The sequence below is a fragment of the Corynebacterium xerosis NBRC 16721 = ATCC 373 genome, from assembly GCF_001552415.1.
Classification (GTDB): Bacteria; Actinomycetota; Actinomycetes; order Mycobacteriales; family Mycobacteriaceae; genus Corynebacterium; species Corynebacterium xerosis.
The window spans coordinates 40,281-59,237 of sequence record NZ_BCRD01000004.1 but is presented as its reverse complement, the minus strand read 5'-3'; the positions used below and the strand labels follow the sequence as shown (position 1 = coordinate 59,237).

Genomic DNA, 18,957 nt, shown 5'->3' with positions numbered 1-18,957 from the left:
CATGACCGGCAGCACTTCCCCCGACCAGGCCCGCCCGTTGACCCGCGAGGATCTGAGCCTGATCCCCTCGTATCTCCCCGGCAAGACGACGCCCGGCGCGTTGAAGCTGGCGAGCAACGAGATGACTCAGGGACCACTGCCGTCCGTGCGCGACGCGATCGTCGATGCGGCGTCGGGCGTGAACCGGTACCCGGACATGGCGGCCGTCGACGTGCGCGCCACCATCGCCGAGCACCTGGGGCTGTCGACGTCGCAGGTCGCGGTGGGGTGCGGTTCGTCGGCGCTGTGCCAGCAGCTGATCCAGGCGACCTGCGCCGATGGCGACGAGGTCATCTTCGCGTGGCGCAGCTTCGAGGCGTACCCGATCCTCGCGCGCGTGGCCGGGGCGGTGCCGGTGGCGGTTCCGCTTGACGACGCCCACCGCCACGACCTCGACTCCATGGCCGCGGCGATCGGCGAGCGCACCCGTCTGGTGTTCGTCTGCAACCCGAACAACCCGTCGGGCACGACGATCACGGCCGCGGAGTTCGAGGCGTTCATGGCGAAGGTCCCGTCGGACGTGCTGGTGGCGCTGGACGAGGCGTACATCGAGTTCGTGCAGCCCGCCGAGGGCGATCTCGGCGCGGCCGGGCGCGCGACCGGCGTGGACACCCCGAACGCGGTCGACGCGATCGCGGAGTACCCGAACGTCGTGGGCCTGCGGACGTTCTCCAAGGTCTACGGCCTGGCGGGGCTGCGCATCGGCTACTGCTTCGGTGCGGCGGAGCTGATCGAGTCGCTCAACAAGGTCTGCATCCCCTTCTCCGTCAACGCGTTGGCGCAGGTCGCGGCGATCGAGTCGCTGCGCGCCGTCGATGAGCTGGAGGCCCGCATCGCGGGCGTCCGCGACCAGCGCGTCCGCGTCACCGCCGCCATCAACGGCGCGGCTGGCGCGGAGGTGGTCATCCCCGATTCGCAGACCAACTTCGTGTGGCTTCCGCAGGAGCGTCTGGCTTCGCTGGCCGGCGCGGGTTCGCTTTCCGACGCCGACGTCGCCGATTCCCAGTCGCTCGGCCAGTTTTTGGCGGACAAGGGCATCGTGGTGCGCGTCTTCCGGGGCGAGGGCGTCCGCATCACCATCACCGACGAGGCCGAGACCGACCGCCTGCTGGCGGCGCTGGGCATGTAGGGGCTCACCTCGCCCGGGTCGACGTTGACGCGGGCGTCGAGCTCGACGTGGCCTCCTACGTCGCCTCCCCCGACCGCTTAGACGTCACCGGCGCGGTTTCGCAGTCCCCGCCGTGGGGCATGCGCTCCATCAGCGCGTGGGCGATGTCGTCGAGCATCTCCCGTGCGGTGTCGTCGGTGCCGTCGCCCGGGCGGGCGGCGATGGCCACGCCGATGACGCCGCCGCCGGAGGCCGGGATCACGCCGAACTGGCGGCTCAGGTAGCCGCCGTCGTAGTCCGGCCCCCATCCGCCCTTGAAGCGGGCGCCGTCGATCTCGCCGAGCCCGTAGGACTGGTAGTCGACGATCTCCCCCATCGCCTCCACCACCGGCTTCGCCCCGTCGATGCAGGTCAGGTTCGCGCCGAACGCCGCCTGGTCCGACAACTCCCACTGCACGTCACCCGGCGGCACCCAAGCGTCGAACTGCGTGCGCGCGTCGCCGCCGTCGCCGAGGACCTCGTTGACCGCCTTCGCCGCGGCCGCCTCTCCGCCCATGGACAGCCACGCCGATTCGGCGGCGTCGTTGTCGGACTCGGAGATCATCGGGTCGATCAGGTCGACCACCCACGACGCGGCGCCGGCCTCGGTGCCATCGCCGCTTTCGTCCCTTTCGTCGCTGGTGTCGTCGCCATCCTCGTCGCCGGCCTCGGCGGCGTCTTCGTAGCCGTTTTCGCGCAACGCGGCGATCGCCACGGGGACCTTGGAGGTCGACCAGGCCGAGACGTCGGAAAGCTCTCCCGCTTCCACGGGACCGTCGTCCGTTTCCGCGCCCGGCAGGGCAAGCGCGATGGCCGCCTCGCCGTCGTACTCCTCGGCGATCTTCTCGACCTCCGCGGCCAACTGCGGGTCGAGCCGACCGGCGGCGTCGATCCTCCAGGTGGGGTCATCCGGGACGCCCGGCTCGGGTTCCCCAGCATCCGCGCAACCGACCAGAAGCAGCGACGCCACGGACGCCGCGAGCAGCGCCGCCCCGGCCCGGGCGCTCGTCCGGTTCCACGTGCCCCGCGGTCCGATCGTGCTGGTGCGGGCCATGCGAGTCCTCCGGGGTCGTTCAAACGTACGTCGCCCATGAAATTCGGCGATGCCTTCCGCCGCACGAGCCTAGCAGGTGCCTCCGGCGGGCATGTGGCGAAGCACGGCCCCGGCGATCTCCGTGAGCATCGCCTGGCCGGATTCGTACGTGCCGTCCGCGGGGCGCGCCGCTATGGCCACGCCCACTTCACCACCATCGACGGCTATGGTGCCGAACTGTCTGACCAGGTAGGTCCCCGACGCATCCGGCCCCCAGCCGCCCTTGAAGCGGGCGCCCGGGATGGTGCCCAGCCCGTAGCGCTGATCGGCGGCGATGTCGCCCATCGCCTCCACGACGGGGCCGCCTCCGTCGATGCACGTCAGATTCGCGCCGAAGGCGGCCTGATCGGCCAGCGCCCACTGCGTCTGGCCGAAGGCGGTGAACTCCGGGCGGATGCGCTCCGGGTTGGTCCTGGTCACCGGGTCGCCACCGTCGCGCAGCACCGCGTCGGTGGCGGCCGCCGCAGCATACGGGCCACCGAGGGACGCCCACATGGCCTCCGCCGCGGCGTTGTCCGACACGGTGATCGCCGCATTGACGTTGGCGTCGGCGGCGCCGGTGGCGCGCACGGACGCGATGGCGATGGGCACCTTCAACGTCGACCAGGCGACGTCGGCGACCAAGTCGCCCGCGACCTGCGGGGCCCCGGCGCCGCCATCGCCCGCGGATCCCGGTTGAGCCACCGCGGCGCCGGCCTGGCCTCCCCGGGCGGCGATGATCGCGTCGATCTCGGCGGCCAGGTCGCCGGTGGCGCCGTCGGGTACGTTTCCGCCCTCGCCGGCACCGCCCTCGTCGTCCGGCGGAGTCGGGTTCGGCCGACCGTCGTCGACGGCGGAGGATCCGGCCACCGCGCCCCCGTCGTCCCCGTCATCCCCGCCGCCCGTGCCGCCCGGCAGCGTGCAGCCACCCAGCACGAGGCCGCCCGCGAGCATCGCCGCGAGCATGGTCCGGGCGAAACCCCGCCTAGACAATGTGCACCACGGCGTTGTTCCCGCCGCGGCAGGTCACCACGTCGCCGTCATCGGTGCAGGACATGTCGTAGCTGCGCCCGGTGACCGGGCTGTACGCGTTGATGGTGCCCTCGAGCCGATCGGTGGAGTTGTAGTGCCTGACGAACTCGTTGCGCACGGATTGCGCGAACTCGCAGCTGGTCACGCCCGTGCCCGAGTAATAAAGGTTGAGGTCGCCCGGATCGCCCGAACCGCCGCACTTGTTCCAGCTGGCCGGGGCGGACCATCCTTCGGCCCGGCCGCGGGCGGTCGTCGTCGTTTCCGGCTGCGCCTGCGCCACGGTCGACTGGGCGGCCGAGCCGGTCGAGTCCGCGTCGGAGCCGCCCGACATCAGGAAATAACCCAGAGCACCGCCGCCGACGATGAGCAGCAGCGCCAGGATCACGATCAGAGCGATCTTACCGCCGCCACCCCGGTTTTGCGGCGGCGGTCCCGCCGGTCCGCCGGGATAACCGCCGGGGTGAACGCCCGGCGCTCCCGGGTATCCGCCGGGATAAACGCCCGGTCCACCGGGGTAGCCACCCGGTCCACCCGACCCTGCCGGCCCTGCCGGCCCACCGGGGTAGCCACCCGGCCCGCCGGGAAATCCTCCGGTGCCGCCGGCGCCGCCCGGCCCGCCCCCGGAGTACGGGTTGCCCGCGCGGGACGACGCCGCCCACGGCTCATCGTCGAACACTTCCGGGGACTCGGACCACGCCTGCCCTTCGACGGGACGCCACTCGTTGGTGGGTTCGTTGCCCCCGCCCTGACCACCCGGTCGATCTCCGCCAAAAGGACTGCTCATCGCTACCGCCGCTCCTCGCAACACGTTGTGGTTCGATTCTGGCACAGGCCGCGGACGCCACCGCCCCGTCATCCCCGAAAGCGGGGATGACGGGGCGGGTCGACTCGGGGTCGCCGGCAGTGCCGGACCGTCGACAAGCGCGCTCGCGGAGCGCCTAGCTGGAGCCCAGCGAGCCGAAGGCGGCGGGCAGGGAATTCTCCACGGTAATCGGGGTACCACCGCTCACCTTGCGGGCCGTCGGACCGACGAGAGATCCGATGCGGACGAACCCTCCGTGCTGGTACTGGCCCAGCTCCTGGGGGGCGCGGTAGGTGAAGTCGACGACGATGGACTTCGACTTGGACACGGTGGGATTGTCCTCGAACAAACCGAGGAAACCGCCCTCGGTCCACGACAGGCGGACCTCCTGCAGGCCGTTCTCCACGGGAACGACGGTGCGATCCTCGGCGGGGACGGCGTGCAGAGCCTCGCCGAGCGCGTTTTCCTTCATGCGGGTGACGGAGACCAGCTCGAAGCCCTGGGGCATGATGTCGGCGATCTCGCGGACCTTGCCACCGTTGTCGTTGTTGCCGATGATCTCGATGCGCGTGGTCACCAGACCGCCCGGCGTGACGGTGACGCCGCGGGTGACCTGCTTGTACATGGTGGCGCTCCAGATCCAGCCACCAGTCGAATCCAGCTTCACCTTCGGCGCCGACGACTCGCCCATGCCGGGCATGAGGGAACCGAAGTCGGGCAGGACGGGGTTGATCTGGGCGGACGCCGGGGAGGCGACGCCGATGGCCATGCCGGCGGCGATGGCGGCGGCAGCGGCCGCACGGGTGAACTTCTTCATGATTGCTCCTGTGTCAGGGGGAAACACGGTGGCGGGCTTGCTTTGCGACGCCCACCGGACCGCGATCTGGCGTCTTAGTTGGAAGAACCGGAGTTCAGCGAGCCCCAGTCGATGGAGCCGGAGGAGTTGTTGTCGCCGCCCGGCAGGTCGGGGATCGGGATGATCGGGCGGGCGACGACGTTGACGGACGGGCCGCCATCGTCGGCCTTGGTGGAGTGCCGGAAGGAGCCGCCTGCGGCGGAAACCTCCATGCCGGCGCCAGTCTGCTTCCAGCCGGTCTCCTCGGGAGCAACGTAGGTGAAGTCGATGGAAAGCTTTCCCTCGCCGATGTGGATGCGACCGATGCCGTTGTTGTTGAGGTCGACTCGCGTATCGCGCAGCCCCTCACGCTCGACGCTGGTGTACTGCTCGGCGGTCAGCGGAGTGGTCGTGCCATCCGGGCGGTTGAGAACGACCGAGTCGATCGTGAAACCGGCGGGCATGACATCGGTGATTGCCTGAACGCGGGCCTCGGAAAGTGCGCCGCTCTTACCGCCCTCGACCTCGACGCGGAGGGTGATCTTCTCTCCCTGGGTCACGTTCTGGCCGCCCAAGATCTGCTTGTACAGGGTCGCACTGTAGACGCCCCACTGGCTGACGGGCTCGCCGACCTGAAGGCGCTGGCCGGCCTCGAGAGCGGAGACCGCCCGATCGGCGATCTCGCCGAGAGGGCCCGGCAGAGCCGGCTGGGCGACGGCCGCACCGGCTGCGGCGAGGAGCATGGTGGTGGCGGCGGCGCCGGCGACGGCGGCGCGGGTGATGTTCTTGCGCATGTGGTTTCCTAACGGTGAAGGGGATTTCCGGTGTGCGGAAAGCATGGGTGGATTGGGGGACGGCGGGCCGTCGTCAAGCGAGGTGCTACTCGCCCTCGTCGCCCTGGTTCAGCGAACCGAGGTCGATGGAACCCCAGTCGATGGAGCCCGTCGGATCCTCGGGGTCGATCACCGGCGGCTCAGGGATGATCGGGCGCTCCTTCACGATGATCGGCTGACCACCGGTGTCGGCGGAGAAGGAGCGCGCGTTGTCATCACCAATGCGATTCTTGCTGTCGGTGACGAAATTCGCGCTGCCGCCGTGCTCGTAGGTGCCCACGTTTTCGGGGGCCCGGTACAGGAAGTCCAGGGTGTACGTCTGGTCGGCGGAAACTCGCTGGTTGATGCCGCCCACCTTCACGTCGGTGGAGCCATCCTCGCGCTCGATGACTTCGTACTGCCCCTCCTCGAGGACGGCGGGATTCTCGCCTTCCTCGCCGACGGTGACGCGGGCGACGGAAACGAACTCGAAACCGGCCGGCATGTGATTGCTCATGTCCAGCAGGCGGGCATGCTTCCAATGGCCGTCGACCTGCATGCGGACGGCCACCATGTCACCGGGGTAGGCCTCCTGGCCGGCCGTGACCTGCTTGTGCAGCGATACCTCGTAACCGTCCGACTTCCAGAACCAGGTGCCCTTGTCCTCCGCACGGATGTTCTCGCCCAGCTGCACGCGCTCGCCAGTTCCGATCAGATCGTTAACCGGAACGTCGGGGGTCACGGGCAGCTCCGGAACCTCCGGCACCTCGGGGGCGGGGCCGGAGCCCGGCAGCTGCGGCAGGTTCTCGATGGACGACGCCGCGGGGGCCTCGGGGGCCTCCGACATGACCGGGTTCTCGGCCGGCTGCGCCCCGGCGGGCGCGATCATGCCGGCGATGAGGGCGGTCGACGCGGCGCCGGCGATGGTGGCGCGGCGGACCGCGGTGATTCGGGTGGTGCGCTTCTGCATGGTTGCTCCTTCTTTTTCGTGCGCTGTTTCAGTTCATGCGCCGCTTCAAAAACTTGGCTTGACGACGCCCACGTGGACGTCGTCAAGCCATCACCTAGATCGAGCCGACGCCGTAGCCCTCGAGGGAACCGAAGACGTTCTCCGGTGCGAGGGCGACCTCGATGGGCACGCCGCCCTTGTCGCCTCCGACGGTGCGGGGGAAGGCATTGAGCACGGAGCTCGCGCGCATGACGCCGCCGTGCTCGTAATCGCCCGGCTCCATTGGGGCGCGGTAGACGAAGTCGACGACGATCGACTCACCGGCGCGGATGCGCGGATTGTCCTGGTAAAGGCCCAGGAAGCCGTCCTCGTTCCACGAGACATTCACCTCGCGCAGGCCATCGGCCTCGCGCTCGACGACGTCGTATTCCCCCTCGGCGAGGACGTGAGCCGCCTTGCCCAGCGCGTTCTCCTTCATGCGCATCACCGCCACCAGCTGGAAGCCGGCGGGCATGACGTTGCGGAGCTCGCGGACGAAGGTGTGGCCGCCGTTGCCCTCGACCTTCAGGCGCACGGTGACCAGGCCGCCCGGCAGGACGCGCTGGCCGGCGACGACCTGCTTGTGCAACGCGGCGTCGTAGACGGTGCCGACGAACGGCACGACGCGTTCGCCCGGCCCAGCTCGACGGACTCGCCGGTGGACTCCGGCAGGCTCGGCATGATCGGGCTCAGATCGGGCTGAGATCGGGCATGCCCGGGATCGCCTGGATGACGCCGGGCGGAATGTCGGGAAGCCCGGCGGCGTCGGAGCCGGTGGGCTGCGCGGCGGCCGGGGCGGCGGCGCCGACGAACAACGCGGTGGCGAGGCCCGCGCCGACGGCGGCGCGGGTCAGGGCGGGACGGGAGAAGCGGGCACGAGAGAAGGGGACGGGGCGGATGCTCATGGGGTTCCTCATTCGGTTCGGCGACATCACCACAACCTGATTAAAACCCAACAGTCACTTAAGCACCACCAGTCACGCCCGTTTCGGCGCCGAACGGACCCGAACGGGGGCAACCGCAGTTCCCCGCCGCCGCCCCAGCGCAACGCCGTACGCCCGCGACGGGCGGCGAAATCCGGACGGGGGCGGTCCGTGGAAAATGCCGGAACGCGAGAAGGGCGAGCCGTGGAAAATGTCGGAACGCAAAAGGTGCGGGAACGCCAAAGGCGCGGACGACATGTCGTCGTCCGCGCCGTGGCGTCGTCAAGCAATACCGCGTGAACGCGGCGGGCCTCAACCGGTGAGCACTACTTCATCTGCTCGGCGACGGTCTTGGCCTCTTCGAGATTGTCGTAGGGGTACATCTCGAAGGAGATGCCCTCGTTGGTGTCGGCCCAGAAGACCTTGGCGGAGCCACTGTCGTAAGCGGCGGCGATCAGCGTGACGCCACCCTCCTCCTTGATCACCTCGTAGTCCATCGTGCGGGCCTGGTCGGTGGCACCCTTGGCGAACTCGGCGTCGTTGATGATCTCGATGTTGTTGCCGTCCAGCAGGCTGCCCGAGGCACCGCGGCAGCGCAGACCCGGAACGGTGCGGTCCTCGACGTTCGAGTCGTAGGACGTGATGGTCGCCGTCGCATCGCGGCAGGCATCCGCGTTGTCGCGCAAGTAGGCCGGGACCACGCTGGCGTAGGGCTCGCCCATCGAACCATCGCCGGCGGCGGACGCCGCAGGCGTCGTCGACGTCGCTTCCGGCGAGGTCGTCTCGTCGTTGCCCGTCGTCGTGGCGTCGGTGGTTTCACCGCCGTTGGTTTCCGTGCCCTCGGCCGTGGTTTCGGTGCCGGTGTTCTCGACGTCATCGTCGCCGCCCATGAACATGAAAGCGCCCAGCGCCAGGACCACGATGGCCACCAGCGCGCCGATGCCGATCAGCAGCCCCTTGTTGTTGCCGCCGCCCGATCCGGACGAGCCGGAGCTGGAGGGGCCTTCATATCCGCCGGAACCGTAGGGGCCGTTCGGGCCATTCGGGCCGCCGGGGCCGCCGGGGCCGCCGGGACCCGCGGGGCCATTCGGACCGCCGGGGCCCGCAGGACCGTTCGGGCCACCGGGGCCGCCGGGGCCTGCGGGGCCATTCGGACCAACCGGCCCGCCGGGACCGCCCTGGGATCCGTACGCACCATACGCACGGGTTTCGGCGTCGCCGCCGGCTCCGGGGGCGCCGCCATAACCGGGGCCCGGCCCCTGCGAGCCCGCACCACCGGGCGCATCCGCGGCCCCGTACGTACCTTCCCGCCCGTACTGCGACTGCGGGTTCGCGTACGGATTCGTGCGCCCGCCGCCCTGGGAGTACGGGTCGCCGGAACCGCCGTAGCCTCCGCCACCGGGAGCACCGTCCGGCCCACCCGGTCCGCTCGCTCCGGGATTGCCGCCGTATCCGTGGTTCTGGTCGTTCATGGCCTTGTCCGCCTTTCCGATTCCAACCCGAGGTCCGCCCTCGGGGTGTCTGGGTGGCGGGACCTCCTGCCCCGCCGCTTTCGACGATGTGATGCGCCGGGGACCCGAAAGGTTCCCGAAGTGAAATGGAAATTTTGCGGCAGCTCGCCCCATCGGGGAGAACGCCGTTAATTCCTTTGACAAAATCGTGCTTACATTTGTGGCGCATGTCACTTGCAGGGATCGACTGCTTTCATGGGCCGGGAATAGAATCGGGACCAACACCGTTTGATGATGTGACAACATTGTGGAGTCGTGCCGTCCCGCACGAATCACCCGAACCCAAGCCGCCCCAGAGAGAAGGCACACCATGTCCGCGATCCGCCAGGTCGTCCCCCTCGCCCAGCAGTGGCCGGGTATCGATCCTTTCCTCTTTTCCGTCCATCACCGCGACACCTACCCGGCGGCCGACGGCAACACGATGCGCCCCGACGCCTCGCTGGCCGGCCGAAACCTGGGCCAGGACTTCTCCGGCCGCGACGGCTGGTCGATGTACCACGGCGCCACCATCCCCGGCTTTCCGCAGCACCCGCATCGCGGCTTCGAAACCGTGACCATCGCCCTCGAGGGTTTCATCGACCATTCGGACTCACTCGGAGCCACCGCCCGCTTCGGCGACGGCGACACCCAGTGGCTCACGGCGGGCTCCGGCCTGTCCCACTCCGAGATGTTCCCGCTGCTCGACCCCGACGACCCGAACCCGCTGGAGCTGTTCCAGATCTGGTTGAACCTCGCCCCCGAGGACAAGGGCGCCGACCCGCACTTCGACATGTTCTGGGCGGAGGACACGCCCATCGTCGTGCGCGGCGAGGAAGGCTCCCGGGCCCGGTTCCGCGTCATCGCGGGCGACATCGACGGCGTCGAGGCGCCCACTCCCCCGCCGCGGTCCTGGGCGGCGCGGCCGGACAACCACGTGGCCATCTGGGTGGTCACGCTCGATCCCGGCGCGAGCACGGAGCTGCCGGCCTTCGACTCTTCCGCAGTCCGGACCCTGTACAACTACGGCGGTGCGCTGACCGTCGACGGCCGGGAGCTGGCCTACGAGGCCGCCGTCCTGGAGCCGGAGGCGGTCACCGTCACCGCAGGTACCGACGGCGCATCCTTCCTGATCCTCCAGGGCCGCCCGATCGGCGCGCCGGTCGTCCAGCAGGGCCCGTTCGTGGCCAACACCCGCGAGGAGATCATCGACGCGATCCAGGACTACCGCGCGGGCCGGTTCGGTGCCTGGCCGCTTGACGACGACGGCCCCGTCCTGCCCCACGGGGAGGGCCGCGTCGCCCGGTACCCCGACGGCGACGTGCGCCGGCCGGCCGCGCAGTAGCAGCCCCAGGGAACCCCACCGCCAGTACCCGAGGGCCCCGCCAGATGCGCAAAAGCCCCGGTCACGGATGTGTCCGTGCCGGGGCTTTGACGTGCTCGGCGGAAGTGGAGGGATTTGAACCCCCGGTCCGGTGAAGGACGCTCGCTTTCAAGGCGAGTGCATTCGGCCGCTCTGCCACACTTCCCCGCCCCGGCGACTGCTCGGCGGGGCTTCCCAATGATAACCGCGCCGCGTGCCCGCGCCTCAATCGCATCCGGCACATCCGGGGCGCCACGCCGATCATGCGGGCGCGGGCCGTCGTCAAGTGAAAACCGAGACGAAGCGCACGGAGACCGTGACCTCGACCACAAACGCGCTAACGGTGGTTAAGGTGGGATTCATGAAGGCGATCATCCAGACCAACCCCGACGACCCGCGCGCCCTGGAGTGGGGCGACGCCCCGACCCCCGAGATCGGCGATGGCGAGGTGCTGGTCAAGGTGCGCGCCGCGGCCGTCAACCGCGCCGACATCCTGCAGGCCCGCGGCCACTACCCGCCGCCGAAGGGCGTCACGGACATCCTGGGCCTGGAATGCGCGGGCGTCATCGAGAAGGTCGGCGACAACGCCGGCGGTTGGCAGGTCGGCGACGAAGTCTGCTGCCTGCTCTCCGGCGGCGGCTTCGCCGAATACGCCGCGGTGCCGGTCGGGCAGCTGCTGCCCGTGCCCAAGGGGTGGGAACTCGAGCGCGCCGTGGCCATGCCCGAGGTGGCGTGCACCGTGTACTCGAACATCGTCATGGTCGCCGGCCTGAAGGAGGGCGACACGCTGCTGGTCCACGGCGGCGCGGGCGGCATCGGCACCTTCGCCATCCAGCTGGCCAAGTCGCTCGGCGCGACCGTCGCCGTCACCGCCGGCAGCGCGGAAAAGCTCGAGCGCTGCCGCGAACTCGGCGCCGACATCCTGATCAACTACCGCGAGGACGCCTTCGAGGACGTGCTCAAGGAACACGGCGGCGCTAACGTCATCCTGGACATCATGGGCGCGAAGTACCTGGACCGGAACGTCAAGGCGCTGGCCATGGACGGCCACATGGTGATCATCGGCATGCAGGGCGGCGTCAAGGGCGAGCTGAACATCGGCCGCCTGCTGTCCAAGCGCGGCTCCATCACCGCCACCGGCCTGCGCTACCGCGACAAGGCCGACAAGGCGCGCATCGTCTCCGCGACCGAGGACATCGTGTGGCCGCTGCTGGAAAACGGCACCATCACCGACCAGATCCACGCGACCATGGACATCCGCGACACCGCGAAGGCCCACGAGCTGCTGGACTCCGGCGAGGTCACCGGCAAGATCGTCCTCGTCGTCGGCGACTAGGCGCACTGACCGGGGGGGCTGCGTTGCCCGGGGTCCCCGGCTATGCCGGCTGCCCCGGTTATCCCGGCTATCCCAGCGAGGCGACGGCGCGGACCAGCTGGTCCACGTCGTGGGGGGTGTTGAAGGGCTGCAGGCCCACGGTGACGGCACCGCCGGCCTCCATGACGCCCATCGCCTCCAGCAACGCGGAATGGCCGGGGCCGACCGCGCTGGTGACCATGTGGTTGTCCAGCAGGCGGCGCACCACCGTCGGCGCGGGCACGCCGGCGACGATGAAGCTCACGCGCGGCACGCGGTCGACGTCGACGCCCTCGGCGTCATCCGACCCCTCGCCGTCGACGCCGACGATGTGCACCTGATCGAGGTTGCCCAACGCGTCGATGAGGCGCGAAGTCAGGCCCGAGAGATAACGCCCGACCTGCGGCATCGACTGCTCGATGCGGTGGCGGCGGGTGCCGCGGGCGACGGGGTCGAGGTCCGCCAAGTGGCGCACCGACTCCGACACCCCGCCCAACAGCGACGGCGCGACGGTGGTGACCTCCAGGCGGGCGCGGCCGCGGGCGCCGGGCACCAGGGCCATCGACGTCATGCGGTCCAGCAGCGACGGATCGCGGAACACCAGCGCGGACACCTGCGGGCCACCCCACGCCGCGGCGTCGAGAAGCACGATGTCCGCACCCATGCGATTCATGTCCACGACGCGGTAAGGAGCGTAGGCCGACGCGTCGACCAGCACCTTGGCCGCCGAGTTCTCCCGCACCCGGCGCGCGATGTCCGCCACCGGGGCGACCGCGCCGACGAAGGGATCGGCGGCGGGCACGACCACCAGGCGGGTGTCCGGCGTGACCAGCTCGTCGAACTGCCAGGCCGGGACCGCACCCGTCGACAGATCTGCTTCGGCGAAACGCACGCGGGCGCCGAACATGTCGGCCGCGCGGCGGAACGGCACCTGCGACACCGGGTCACCCGTGCGGGTGAGCACCATGCCCGTGCCCAGCGACAGGCGGCGGCCCATCGCCTGCATGAGCAAATGCACCAGCGCCTCGCGCGACGGGCCGAGGACCACGCCCTCGACGCGACCGCCGGCGACGTCCGCGAACGCCCGGCGCGCCGCCGACGCGAACTGGTGGCCCGCGGTGATGCCGGCGACCTGCTCGCGCGAATGGGTGCCGGAACCGGTCTCCCCGGGCAGCGACTTCGGGGCGGCGCGGAAAGCCGTGGCCATGGTCGACAGCACCCGCTCCGGGATCTGGGCGCGCTCGCCGCCGTTGAGATACGTCCACCCGTCCGACAAAGACGAATAGAACCCTCGGGTCGTGGGCACGTCGAAGGCCATGACCACCCTTTCCGATTGCGAACGCTGGATACTGCCGGGGATACCTCTCACCACTGCAGATGCACGAGAGTACCCCTCGCTCCGCCAATGGTTCGGCCGGACCCCGCGCAACCGCGCGACAGCCCAGCCATCTGCAAGACAGTATGCCCCTGATCGCCTCCGGATAACACGGCGGGTAGGGCCGAGGGTGCCCCGCCGGGTAGGTTGGGATCCGTGACGAACGCAGAACAACCAGGTCACCCGCCCACCGGATTGCGGGCCGACATCGCCCGCATGACCGGCCAAGGCGACGTGGCGGCGCCGCCGCGCTCCAGGTCCCGCACCGTTTCCGCGGCATGGCGGGACCTGACCCGCGGTTACGGCCAGCGGCAGCTGTGGCTGCAGCTCGGCTGGCAGGACATCAAGCAGCGCTACCGCCGCTCGACGCTGGGCCCGCTGTGGATCACCATCGCCACCGGCGCGATGGCCGTGGCGCTGGGCCTGCTGTACTCCCTGCTGTTCCAGCAGGAGCTGTCGTACTTCCTGCCGCACGTCACCGTCGGCCTGATCATCTGGGGCTTCATCTCCGGGTGCGTCAAGGAGGGCTCGACGGTCTTCATCGAAAACGAGGGCCTGATCAAGCAGCTGCCCAGCGCGCTGAGCGTGCACGTCTACCGCCTGGTGTGGCGGCAGCTGCTGTTCCTGGCGCACAACATGGTCATCTGGGTGATCCTGGTGGCCGTGTTCCGGCCGGACCTGGGCTGGGATTTCTTCCTGGCCATCCCGGCGCTGGCGCTGCTGGTCGTCAATGGCGTGTGGGTGACCATGTTCTTCGGCATCGTGGCCACCCGCTACCGCGACGTCGCCCCGCTGTTGGATTCGATGATCCAGCTGGTGTTCTACATGACGCCGATCGTGTGGACCACGAAGACGCTGGAGGACCAGGGCGGCGCGGTCGCCGAGCGCGCCCGCATCGCCGAACTCAATCCGCTGTACCACTACCTGGAGATCGTCCGCGCCCCGCTGACGGGCCAGCCCCTGGACGCCTACCACTGGTGGATCGTCCTGGGCTGCACGGTCGCCGGCCTGCTGCTCGCCCTGCTGGCCATGCGCCAGTGGCGTTCGCGCGTGAGCTACTGGGTGTAACGGGAAGACGGACGAAGGAAGAACGAAAATGGTCAGCATCGACACCTACGACGCCTGCGTCGACTTCCCCATCTTCGACGCGAAGTCGCGGTCCATGAAGAAGGCGTTCCTCGGCGCCGCCGGCGGCGCGATCGGCCGCAACGACTCCAACGTGGTCGTCGTCGAGGCGCTGAAGGACATCAACCTGCACTTGCGCGAGGGCGATCGCGTGGGCCTGGTCGGCCACAACGGCGCCGGCAAGTCCACGCTGCTGCGCCTGCTGTCGGGCATCTACGAGCCGACGCGCGGCACGGCGGACGTCCGCGGCCGCGTCGCCCCGGTCTTCGATCTGGGCGTGGGCATGGACCCGGAGATCTCCGGCATGGAGAACATCATCATCCGCGGCCTGTTCCTGGGCCAGACCCGCAAGCAGATGAAGGACAAGCTCGACGACATCGCGGAGTTCACCGAACTCGGCGACTACCTGCACATGCCGCTGCGCACCTACTCCACCGGCATGCGGGTGCGCCTGGCGCTGGGCGTGGTCACGTCCATCGAACCGGAGATCCTGCTGCTCGACGAGGGCATCGGCGCCGTCGACGCCGCGTTCATGGCCAAGGCCCGCGACCGCCTCACCTCGCTGGTGGAGCGTTCGGGTCTGCTGGTCTTCGCGTCGCACTCCAACGAGTTCCTGGCCCAGCTGTGCGACACCGCCCTGTGGATCGATCACGGGCAGATCCGCAAGGCCGGCCTGGTCGACGAGGTCGTGGAGGCCTACGAGGGTCCCGAGGCCGCCGCAGCCGTGCGCCGCATCCGCGACGAGCGGGGCCACCGCCCGCTGTAGGGCCACATTGGGCCGCAACCCCGCACCTCGCCCCGACCCGGCCCCGTCACGCGGCCGCCCGCCGGCACTGTGGGAAGATGGCGCCATGACCGAGGGATCGAAGAGCAGCACCGCCGTCGTCGTCGTAACGCACAACCGCCTGCGGGAGCTGACCGGTTCCCTGGAGATCCTCGTCGGGCAATCCCACGCCCCCGAGTGGGTCATCGTGGTGGACAACGGCGATGATCCGCGCGTGCGCACCGTGGTGCAGTCGCTCGACGCCAGCGCCGATGGTGGCCCGCAGACGATCTACCTGGGGTCGAAGACGAATCTCGGCGGCGCCGGCGGTTTCGCGTTCGGCATGCTGACCGCCCTGAGCCTCGGCGCCGATTGGATCTGGTGCGCCGATGACGACGGCCGCCCCGAGGACACCACCGTCCTGGAGAAGCTCCACGCCTGCGCCGCGCGCCATGAACTCGACCAGGTGTCGCCGGTGGTCTGCAACATCGACGACCCCGACAAGCTGGCGTTTCCCCTGCGCCGCGGCCTGACGTGGCGCCGGAATCGTTCGGAATTGCTTTCCGACGGCGCCAACCCCAACCTGCCCCGCGTGGAGGACGAAGACGGCCGGGTCTGGTTCACCGGATTCGCCGACCAGGAAGCCGCCACCGGCGTGGCGCTGCCGGAGGACCTGCAGTGCACCGACGGCGAGCATGACCTGCTGCCGGGCATCGCCAGCCTGTTCAACGGCGCGCTGTTCACCGCGAAGTCGCTGGAGCGCCTCGGCGTGCCGGACTACCGCCTGTTCATCCGCGGCGACGAGGTCGAGTTCCACCGCCGGCTGGCGCGGTCGGGCCTGCGTTTCGGCACGTGCCTGACCACCGCGTACCTGCACCCGTCGGGCACGGAGGAGTTCCACCCGATCCTCGGCGGCCGCATGCACACGCAGTACCCGGCGGACGATTTCAAGCGCTACTTCACCTACCGCAACCGCGGCTACCTGATGAGCCAGCCGGGCATGCGCAAGCTGCTGCCCCAGGAGTACGCGCGCTTCGCGTGGTTCTTCCTGATCCAGCGCCGTGACGTGCCGGGCTTCGTCCGCTGGTGGGCGCTGCACCGCCGCGGCCGCCGCGAGAACTTCGAGCGCTTCAACCCGAAGCCGAAGAAGGACGACTAGGCCCCGAAGAACTTCTCCCAGTTGTCCGCGGCGGTCAGCTGCGGCACCGCGCCGCGCCACTGGTCGCGGATGGAATCCCACTCGGAGTTGAGCCGGCCCATCAGGCCGATCAGCTCGGAGCGCAGCTTCAGCTCGCGGTCGCGGTCGCGCACCAGGTGGCGCACGCCGGACTGCGACGCGTCGGTCACCCACACCTCGTCGAAGGTGGAGATGTGCCACCAGAACGCGTCCTCGAAGGCCACGGCCACGGGGCCCGGGCGCTTCTTGCCCATCTGCGTGTAGGCGACGCGCTTGGCGAAGGTCCGGTCGTCGCTGGCGATCTCCCGCGTCGGCGGGCGCACCGGCGACAGGCCGGCGGGCATGTCCGACAGCGGCAGCAGCTTCGTCTCGGGGTACTCGGCGCGGCCGGCGGAGATCCGCCCGAAGTCGCCCTGCGAGGCCTGGTCCAGCACCGACGGGCCGCGCAGCATGTCGCGCACGGCCTCCATCTGCGTCCACGCCAGGCCGTAGCGCATGGACACGATGTTGGACAGAATGCGACGGGTGACGGTGCCCACGACGTCCTTCGCGGTGACCGGGCCGTGCACCGACGTGGCGATCAGCCCGTTGCGCAACCCAAAGTACTGCGCCGCGTTCTCGACGTCCTTCCAGTAGAAATCCGCGTGCCACACCGCGGCACCGGGCACGGTGTCCGTCGGAAAGCCCGCCTTGGCGGCCCGGTACCCGAAGTCGATGTCGTCGTACTGGAAGAACAGGGGCAGCGCGAGGCCGATTTCCTCGACCACCTGCGACGGCACCAAGCACGTCCACCACGCGTTGTAGTCCACGCCGAGGCGGCGCAGCTGGTGGTTCTCCCGCACGTCGACGTCGGCCTTGGCGTACAGGTCGTCGTTTTCCAGCACGGTCAGCGACTTCCAGTCGAAGACCTCGCCGGTGCGGAACAGGTGCGTCGGGTTGTACAGGAACAGCATCTGCGCGCCGAGCAGCATCGGCTTCGCGGCGCAGCACGCCAGCGCCGACAGCCGCAAAGTGGTCTCCGGCTCGGGGCGGATGTCGTCGTCGGTGAGCAGGATCTGGCAGTCGCCGGCCGCGGTGGCGTCGCGCATGCCACGCGAGAAGCCTCCCGCACCGCCGAGGTTGGGTTGCTTGACGACGTTCAGGCGCTCACCCAGGATCCGCCGTGCACGCTGGAAGTCGGGCTGGTCCTCCGGGTGCTGGTCGCCCTGGTCGACGACCCGGATGGTGCGGACGCGCTCGAGCGCCGCGAGATCGTCGGCGAGCGTGGCGACGGTGTTGGCGCAGTCGACGGGGCGGTTGAAGGAGCAGATGACGATGTCCGTCGGGATGTCCCGGCGCACCTGATCCGCCGCGACGGTGTAGCGCAGGTCTTCCACGGCACCGCCGGCGTCGCCGGAATCGACGACGACGTGGATGGCGCCACCGTCGGCGAAACGGTCCAGCGGGACCGTCAGCGCGATGTCGGACTCCGGGCTGGTGGCGATGTCCGCGGCGGTGGCCCGGGCGTGCGACGCCTCCAGGCGCAGGTGGCCGCCGATGTCCTCGGTGTACGCGCGGACGCGGACGTCGCCGCGGACGCGGCCGCGGATGGTCACCTCCGGCACCGTCGTCCACCGCTGCCACTGGGAGGCGCGGAAGCGGCCGAAGTACGTGTCCGTGGCCACCGTGGTCCGCGGCCCGAGCTCGATCGCCGTGCGCGACGGGGTCGCCGAGCCGGCCGCCCCGTCCGCGCCCTTGACCGTGAAGTACAGGTCCGGGTCGATCCAGTCCGCCGGCGGGGCGAACAGCACGCGCTGGACGGTCATGCCCTCGGCGGCATTTGCGGTGGTATCGGGGGTGAAATCGGCGTCATCGCTGGAGTTGCTCACGGCCCCAGGGTAGCGACCGGGCGGCGAACCGCCCATCGGACTCGCCCGCCTTTACTCGACCTTGAAGATCACCGTGCGCTGCACGATGAAGTTCACCACCGTGGCCACGCCCTGCGCCACGACGAACGCCACCGTGTCGCTCAACCCGCGGCCCCAGCCCCACTGATCCACCAGCAGGAACGGCGCCGCCCAGAAAATCGCGTTCTGCACCGCGAACGTGGTCAGATACAGCGCCGCCACCGCCGCCAGACGCTTCCCCGACGCCTCCGCCTTGAACGTCCACCGCCGATTGATCATGTACGCCGTGATCGTGCCAAACACCCAGGCGACCGCCTTCGACACCGTGCGGTCGACGCCGAACACCCAGTTCATGATGATCAACGTGCCGAAGTCGACCACCGCCGCGATGACGCCGGAGATGATGAAACGCGTCATCTGCACCATCAGCCCGTGATCGTCGCGCGGCTTGTCGGCCAGCGGTGCCGTCGCGGACTTCTCGGCGCGGATGCCGTCGGTGCCGCGGGTCGAATCTGCGCTGGTGGAGTCGTTCACGTCACCGGTCGCGCCGCCGTTGCCCTCGGCGGCGTTCGCGGCATTGCGGCCGGCATCGTTCGCGCGGTCGTCGCTGGTGGAGTCGTCGTGGGCCTTGTTCACGGAACGGAAGCCTACGCCACCGCGCGCCGCCCGCCACAAAACCACCCGGCGCCACGGGCTTAGTGCCCGAATCCTCCAGACCCCAAAATCGCTGCCACAAAACCCCAGCTCGCGGGACCCCACGCAAAAAGTCTGGAGAAT

Annotated in this window: 18 protein-coding genes and 1 tRNA gene; 6 read left to right on the top strand and 13 right to left on the bottom strand. The window is 69.7% G+C overall.

Annotated elements, in window-relative coordinates; all coding sequences use genetic code 11:
* Position 1: 1 nt before the first annotated feature.
* Complete coding sequence (locus CX1_RS07520) at positions 2-1,168, top strand: histidinol-phosphate transaminase (RefSeq protein WP_046650040.1); 1,167 nt, start codon at positions 2-4, stop codon at positions 1,166-1,168.
* Between the two features lie 55 nt (positions 1,169-1,223).
* Here the strand turns inward: CX1_RS07520 and CX1_RS07515 are convergent, their stop codons facing one another.
* The 9 genes from CX1_RS07515 to CX1_RS12675 all read right to left on the bottom strand — a co-directional run bounded on the left by CX1_RS07515 (position 1,224) and on the right by CX1_RS12675 (position 9,122).
* The gene (locus tag CX1_RS07515) at positions 1,224-2,240 is read right to left on the bottom strand and encodes a serine hydrolase (RefSeq protein ID WP_060925485.1); all 1,017 of its coding nucleotides are present in this window, start codon (positions 2,238-2,240) and stop codon (positions 1,224-1,226) included.
* Positions 2,241-2,309: 69 nt separating this feature from the next.
* Entirely contained in the window at positions 2,310-3,212 is a 903-nt protein-coding gene (locus tag CX1_RS07510) for a hypothetical protein (RefSeq protein WP_146780672.1), read from the bottom strand.
* 31 nt (positions 3,213-3,243) lie between these two features.
* Positions 3,244-3,675 carry a flagellar basal body-associated FliL family protein gene (locus CX1_RS07505; RefSeq protein ID WP_052753124.1) on the bottom strand — a complete coding sequence of 144 codons (432 nt, stop codon included), beginning with the start codon at positions 3,673-3,675 and terminating at the stop codon, positions 3,244-3,246.
* A gap of 553 nt (positions 3,676-4,228) precedes the next feature.
* Positions 4,229-4,909 (bottom strand): hypothetical protein, encoded by a 681-nt coding sequence (locus tag CX1_RS07500; RefSeq protein ID WP_046650038.1) that lies wholly within the window; start codon positions 4,907-4,909, stop codon positions 4,229-4,231.
* A 74-nt stretch (positions 4,910-4,983) separates the two neighbouring features.
* A complete protein-coding gene (locus tag CX1_RS07495) occupies positions 4,984-5,721 on the bottom strand; it encodes a hypothetical protein (RefSeq protein ID WP_046650037.1) in 738 nt (245 codons plus the stop codon).
* Positions 5,722-5,806: 85 nt separating this feature from the next.
* A complete protein-coding gene (locus tag CX1_RS07490) occupies positions 5,807-6,709 on the bottom strand; it encodes a hypothetical protein (protein WP_046650036.1) in 903 nt (300 codons plus the stop codon).
* Positions 6,710-6,803: 94 nt separating this feature from the next.
* A complete protein-coding gene (locus CX1_RS07485) occupies positions 6,804-7,349 on the bottom strand; it encodes a hypothetical protein (protein ID WP_046650035.1) in 546 nt (181 codons plus the stop codon).
* Between the two features lie 67 nt (positions 7,350-7,416).
* Positions 7,417-7,632: a hypothetical protein gene (locus CX1_RS07480; RefSeq protein WP_046650034.1), complete on the bottom strand. Its 216-nt coding sequence runs from the start codon at positions 7,630-7,632 to the stop codon at positions 7,417-7,419.
* Positions 7,633-7,976: 344 nt separating this feature from the next.
* Positions 7,977-9,122 (bottom strand): hypothetical protein, encoded by a 1,146-nt coding sequence (locus CX1_RS12675; RefSeq protein WP_060925484.1) that lies wholly within the window; start codon positions 9,120-9,122, stop codon positions 7,977-7,979.
* Between the two features lie 349 nt (positions 9,123-9,471).
* Here CX1_RS12675 and CX1_RS07470 point away from each other — a divergent pair, with 349 nt between their 5' ends.
* The gene (locus CX1_RS07470; RefSeq protein WP_046649531.1) at positions 9,472-10,482 is read left to right on the top strand and encodes a pirin family protein; all 1,011 of its coding nucleotides are present in this window, start codon (positions 9,472-9,474) and stop codon (positions 10,480-10,482) included.
* A 99-nt stretch (positions 10,483-10,581) separates the two neighbouring features.
* On the opposite strand, the gene CX1_RS07465 is transcribed toward CX1_RS07470, so the two are convergent.
* Positions 10,582-10,666 (bottom strand) — tRNA-Ser (locus CX1_RS07465).
* Between the two features lie 195 nt (positions 10,667-10,861).
* On the opposite strand from CX1_RS07465, the gene CX1_RS07460 reads away from it, so the two are divergent.
* Positions 10,862-11,836, top strand: coding sequence for an NAD(P)H-quinone oxidoreductase (locus CX1_RS07460; protein ID WP_046649544.1), 975 nt, complete (start codon positions 10,862-10,864; stop codon positions 11,834-11,836).
* Between the two features lie 67 nt (positions 11,837-11,903).
* Here CX1_RS07460 and CX1_RS07455 read toward each other — a convergent pair whose 3' ends face one another.
* Complete coding sequence (locus tag CX1_RS07455; RefSeq protein WP_046649545.1) at positions 11,904-13,172, bottom strand: aminotransferase class V-fold PLP-dependent enzyme; 1,269 nt, start codon at positions 13,170-13,172, stop codon at positions 11,904-11,906.
* 273 nt (positions 13,173-13,445) lie between these two features.
* On the opposite strand from CX1_RS07455, the gene wzm reads away from it, so the two are divergent.
* The 3 genes from wzm (at position 13,446) to CX1_RS07440 (ending at position 16,276) form a co-directional block, all read left to right on the top strand.
* Positions 13,446-14,297 (top strand): galactan export ABC transporter permease subunit Wzm/RfbD, encoded by an 852-nt coding sequence (gene wzm / locus CX1_RS07450; RefSeq protein WP_046649546.1) that lies wholly within the window; start codon positions 13,446-13,448, stop codon positions 14,295-14,297.
* A 28-nt stretch (positions 14,298-14,325) separates the two neighbouring features.
* Positions 14,326-15,120 carry a galactan export ABC transporter ATP-binding subunit Wzt/RfbE gene (gene wzt / locus CX1_RS07445; RefSeq protein ID WP_046649532.1) on the top strand — a complete coding sequence of 265 codons (795 nt, stop codon included), beginning with the start codon at positions 14,326-14,328 and terminating at the stop codon, positions 15,118-15,120.
* An 85-nt stretch (positions 15,121-15,205) separates the two neighbouring features.
* On the top strand, positions 15,206-16,276 hold the full coding sequence (locus CX1_RS07440; RefSeq protein ID WP_046649533.1) for a glycosyltransferase: 1,071 nt from the start codon (positions 15,206-15,208) through the stop codon (positions 16,274-16,276).
* Here the strand turns inward: CX1_RS07440 and CX1_RS07435 are convergent.
* Together CX1_RS07435 and CX1_RS12830 are read right to left on the bottom strand one after the other, a co-directional pair.
* Positions 16,273-18,162, bottom strand: coding sequence for a glycosyltransferase (locus CX1_RS07435; protein ID WP_046649534.1), 1,890 nt, complete (start codon positions 18,160-18,162; stop codon positions 16,273-16,275). The two genes, CX1_RS07440 and CX1_RS07435, sit on opposite strands and share 4 nt — an antisense overlap.
* Positions 18,163-18,213: 51 nt before the next feature.
* Positions 18,214-18,816: a GtrA family protein gene (locus tag CX1_RS12830; RefSeq protein ID WP_244465375.1), complete on the bottom strand. Its 603-nt coding sequence runs from the start codon at positions 18,814-18,816 to the stop codon at positions 18,214-18,216.
* Between the last annotated feature and the right edge of the window lie 141 nt (positions 18,817-18,957).

What these genes read in the sequence shown, in the direction of transcription:
- CX1_RS07480 (WP_046650034.1), bottom strand. Translation starts at nt 7,632, where the DNA reads ATGAGCATCCGCCCCGTCCCCTTCTCTCGTGCCCGCTTCTCCCGTCCC.
- CX1_RS07510 (WP_146780672.1), bottom strand. Translation starts at nt 3,212, where the DNA reads ATGCTCGCGGGCGGCCTCGTGCTGGGTGGCTGCACGCTGCCGGGCGGC.
- wzm (WP_046649546.1), top strand. Translation starts at nt 13,446, where the DNA reads ATGACCGGCCAAGGCGACGTGGCGGCGCCGCCGCGCTCCAGGTCCCGC.
- CX1_RS07440 (WP_046649533.1), top strand. Translation starts at nt 15,206, where the DNA reads ATGACCGAGGGATCGAAGAGCAGCACCGCCGTCGTCGTCGTAACGCAC.
- CX1_RS07520 (WP_046650040.1), top strand. Translation starts at nt 2, where the DNA reads ATGACCGGCAGCACTTCCCCCGACCAGGCCCGCCCGTTGACCCGCGAG.
- CX1_RS07515 (WP_060925485.1), bottom strand. Translation starts at nt 2,240, where the DNA reads ATGGCCCGCACCAGCACGATCGGACCGCGGGGCACGTGGAACCGGACG.
- CX1_RS07470 (WP_046649531.1), top strand. Translation starts at nt 9,472, where the DNA reads ATGTCCGCGATCCGCCAGGTCGTCCCCCTCGCCCAGCAGTGGCCGGGT.
- CX1_RS07460 (WP_046649544.1), top strand. Translation starts at nt 10,862, where the DNA reads ATGAAGGCGATCATCCAGACCAACCCCGACGACCCGCGCGCCCTGGAG.
- CX1_RS07495 (WP_046650037.1), bottom strand. Translation starts at nt 5,721, where the DNA reads ATGCGCAAGAACATCACCCGCGCCGCCGTCGCCGGCGCCGCCGCCACC.
- CX1_RS12675 (WP_060925484.1), bottom strand. Translation starts at nt 9,122, where the DNA reads ATGAACGACCAGAACCACGGATACGGCGGCAATCCCGGAGCGAGCGGA.
- wzt (WP_046649532.1), top strand. Translation starts at nt 14,326, where the DNA reads ATGGTCAGCATCGACACCTACGACGCCTGCGTCGACTTCCCCATCTTC.
- CX1_RS07500 (WP_046650038.1), bottom strand. Translation starts at nt 4,909, where the DNA reads ATGAAGAAGTTCACCCGTGCGGCCGCTGCCGCCGCCATCGCCGCCGGC.
- CX1_RS07490 (WP_046650036.1), bottom strand. Translation starts at nt 6,709, where the DNA reads ATGCAGAAGCGCACCACCCGAATCACCGCGGTCCGCCGCGCCACCATC.
- CX1_RS07455 (WP_046649545.1), bottom strand. Translation starts at nt 13,172, where the DNA reads ATGGCCTTCGACGTGCCCACGACCCGAGGGTTCTATTCGTCTTTGTCG.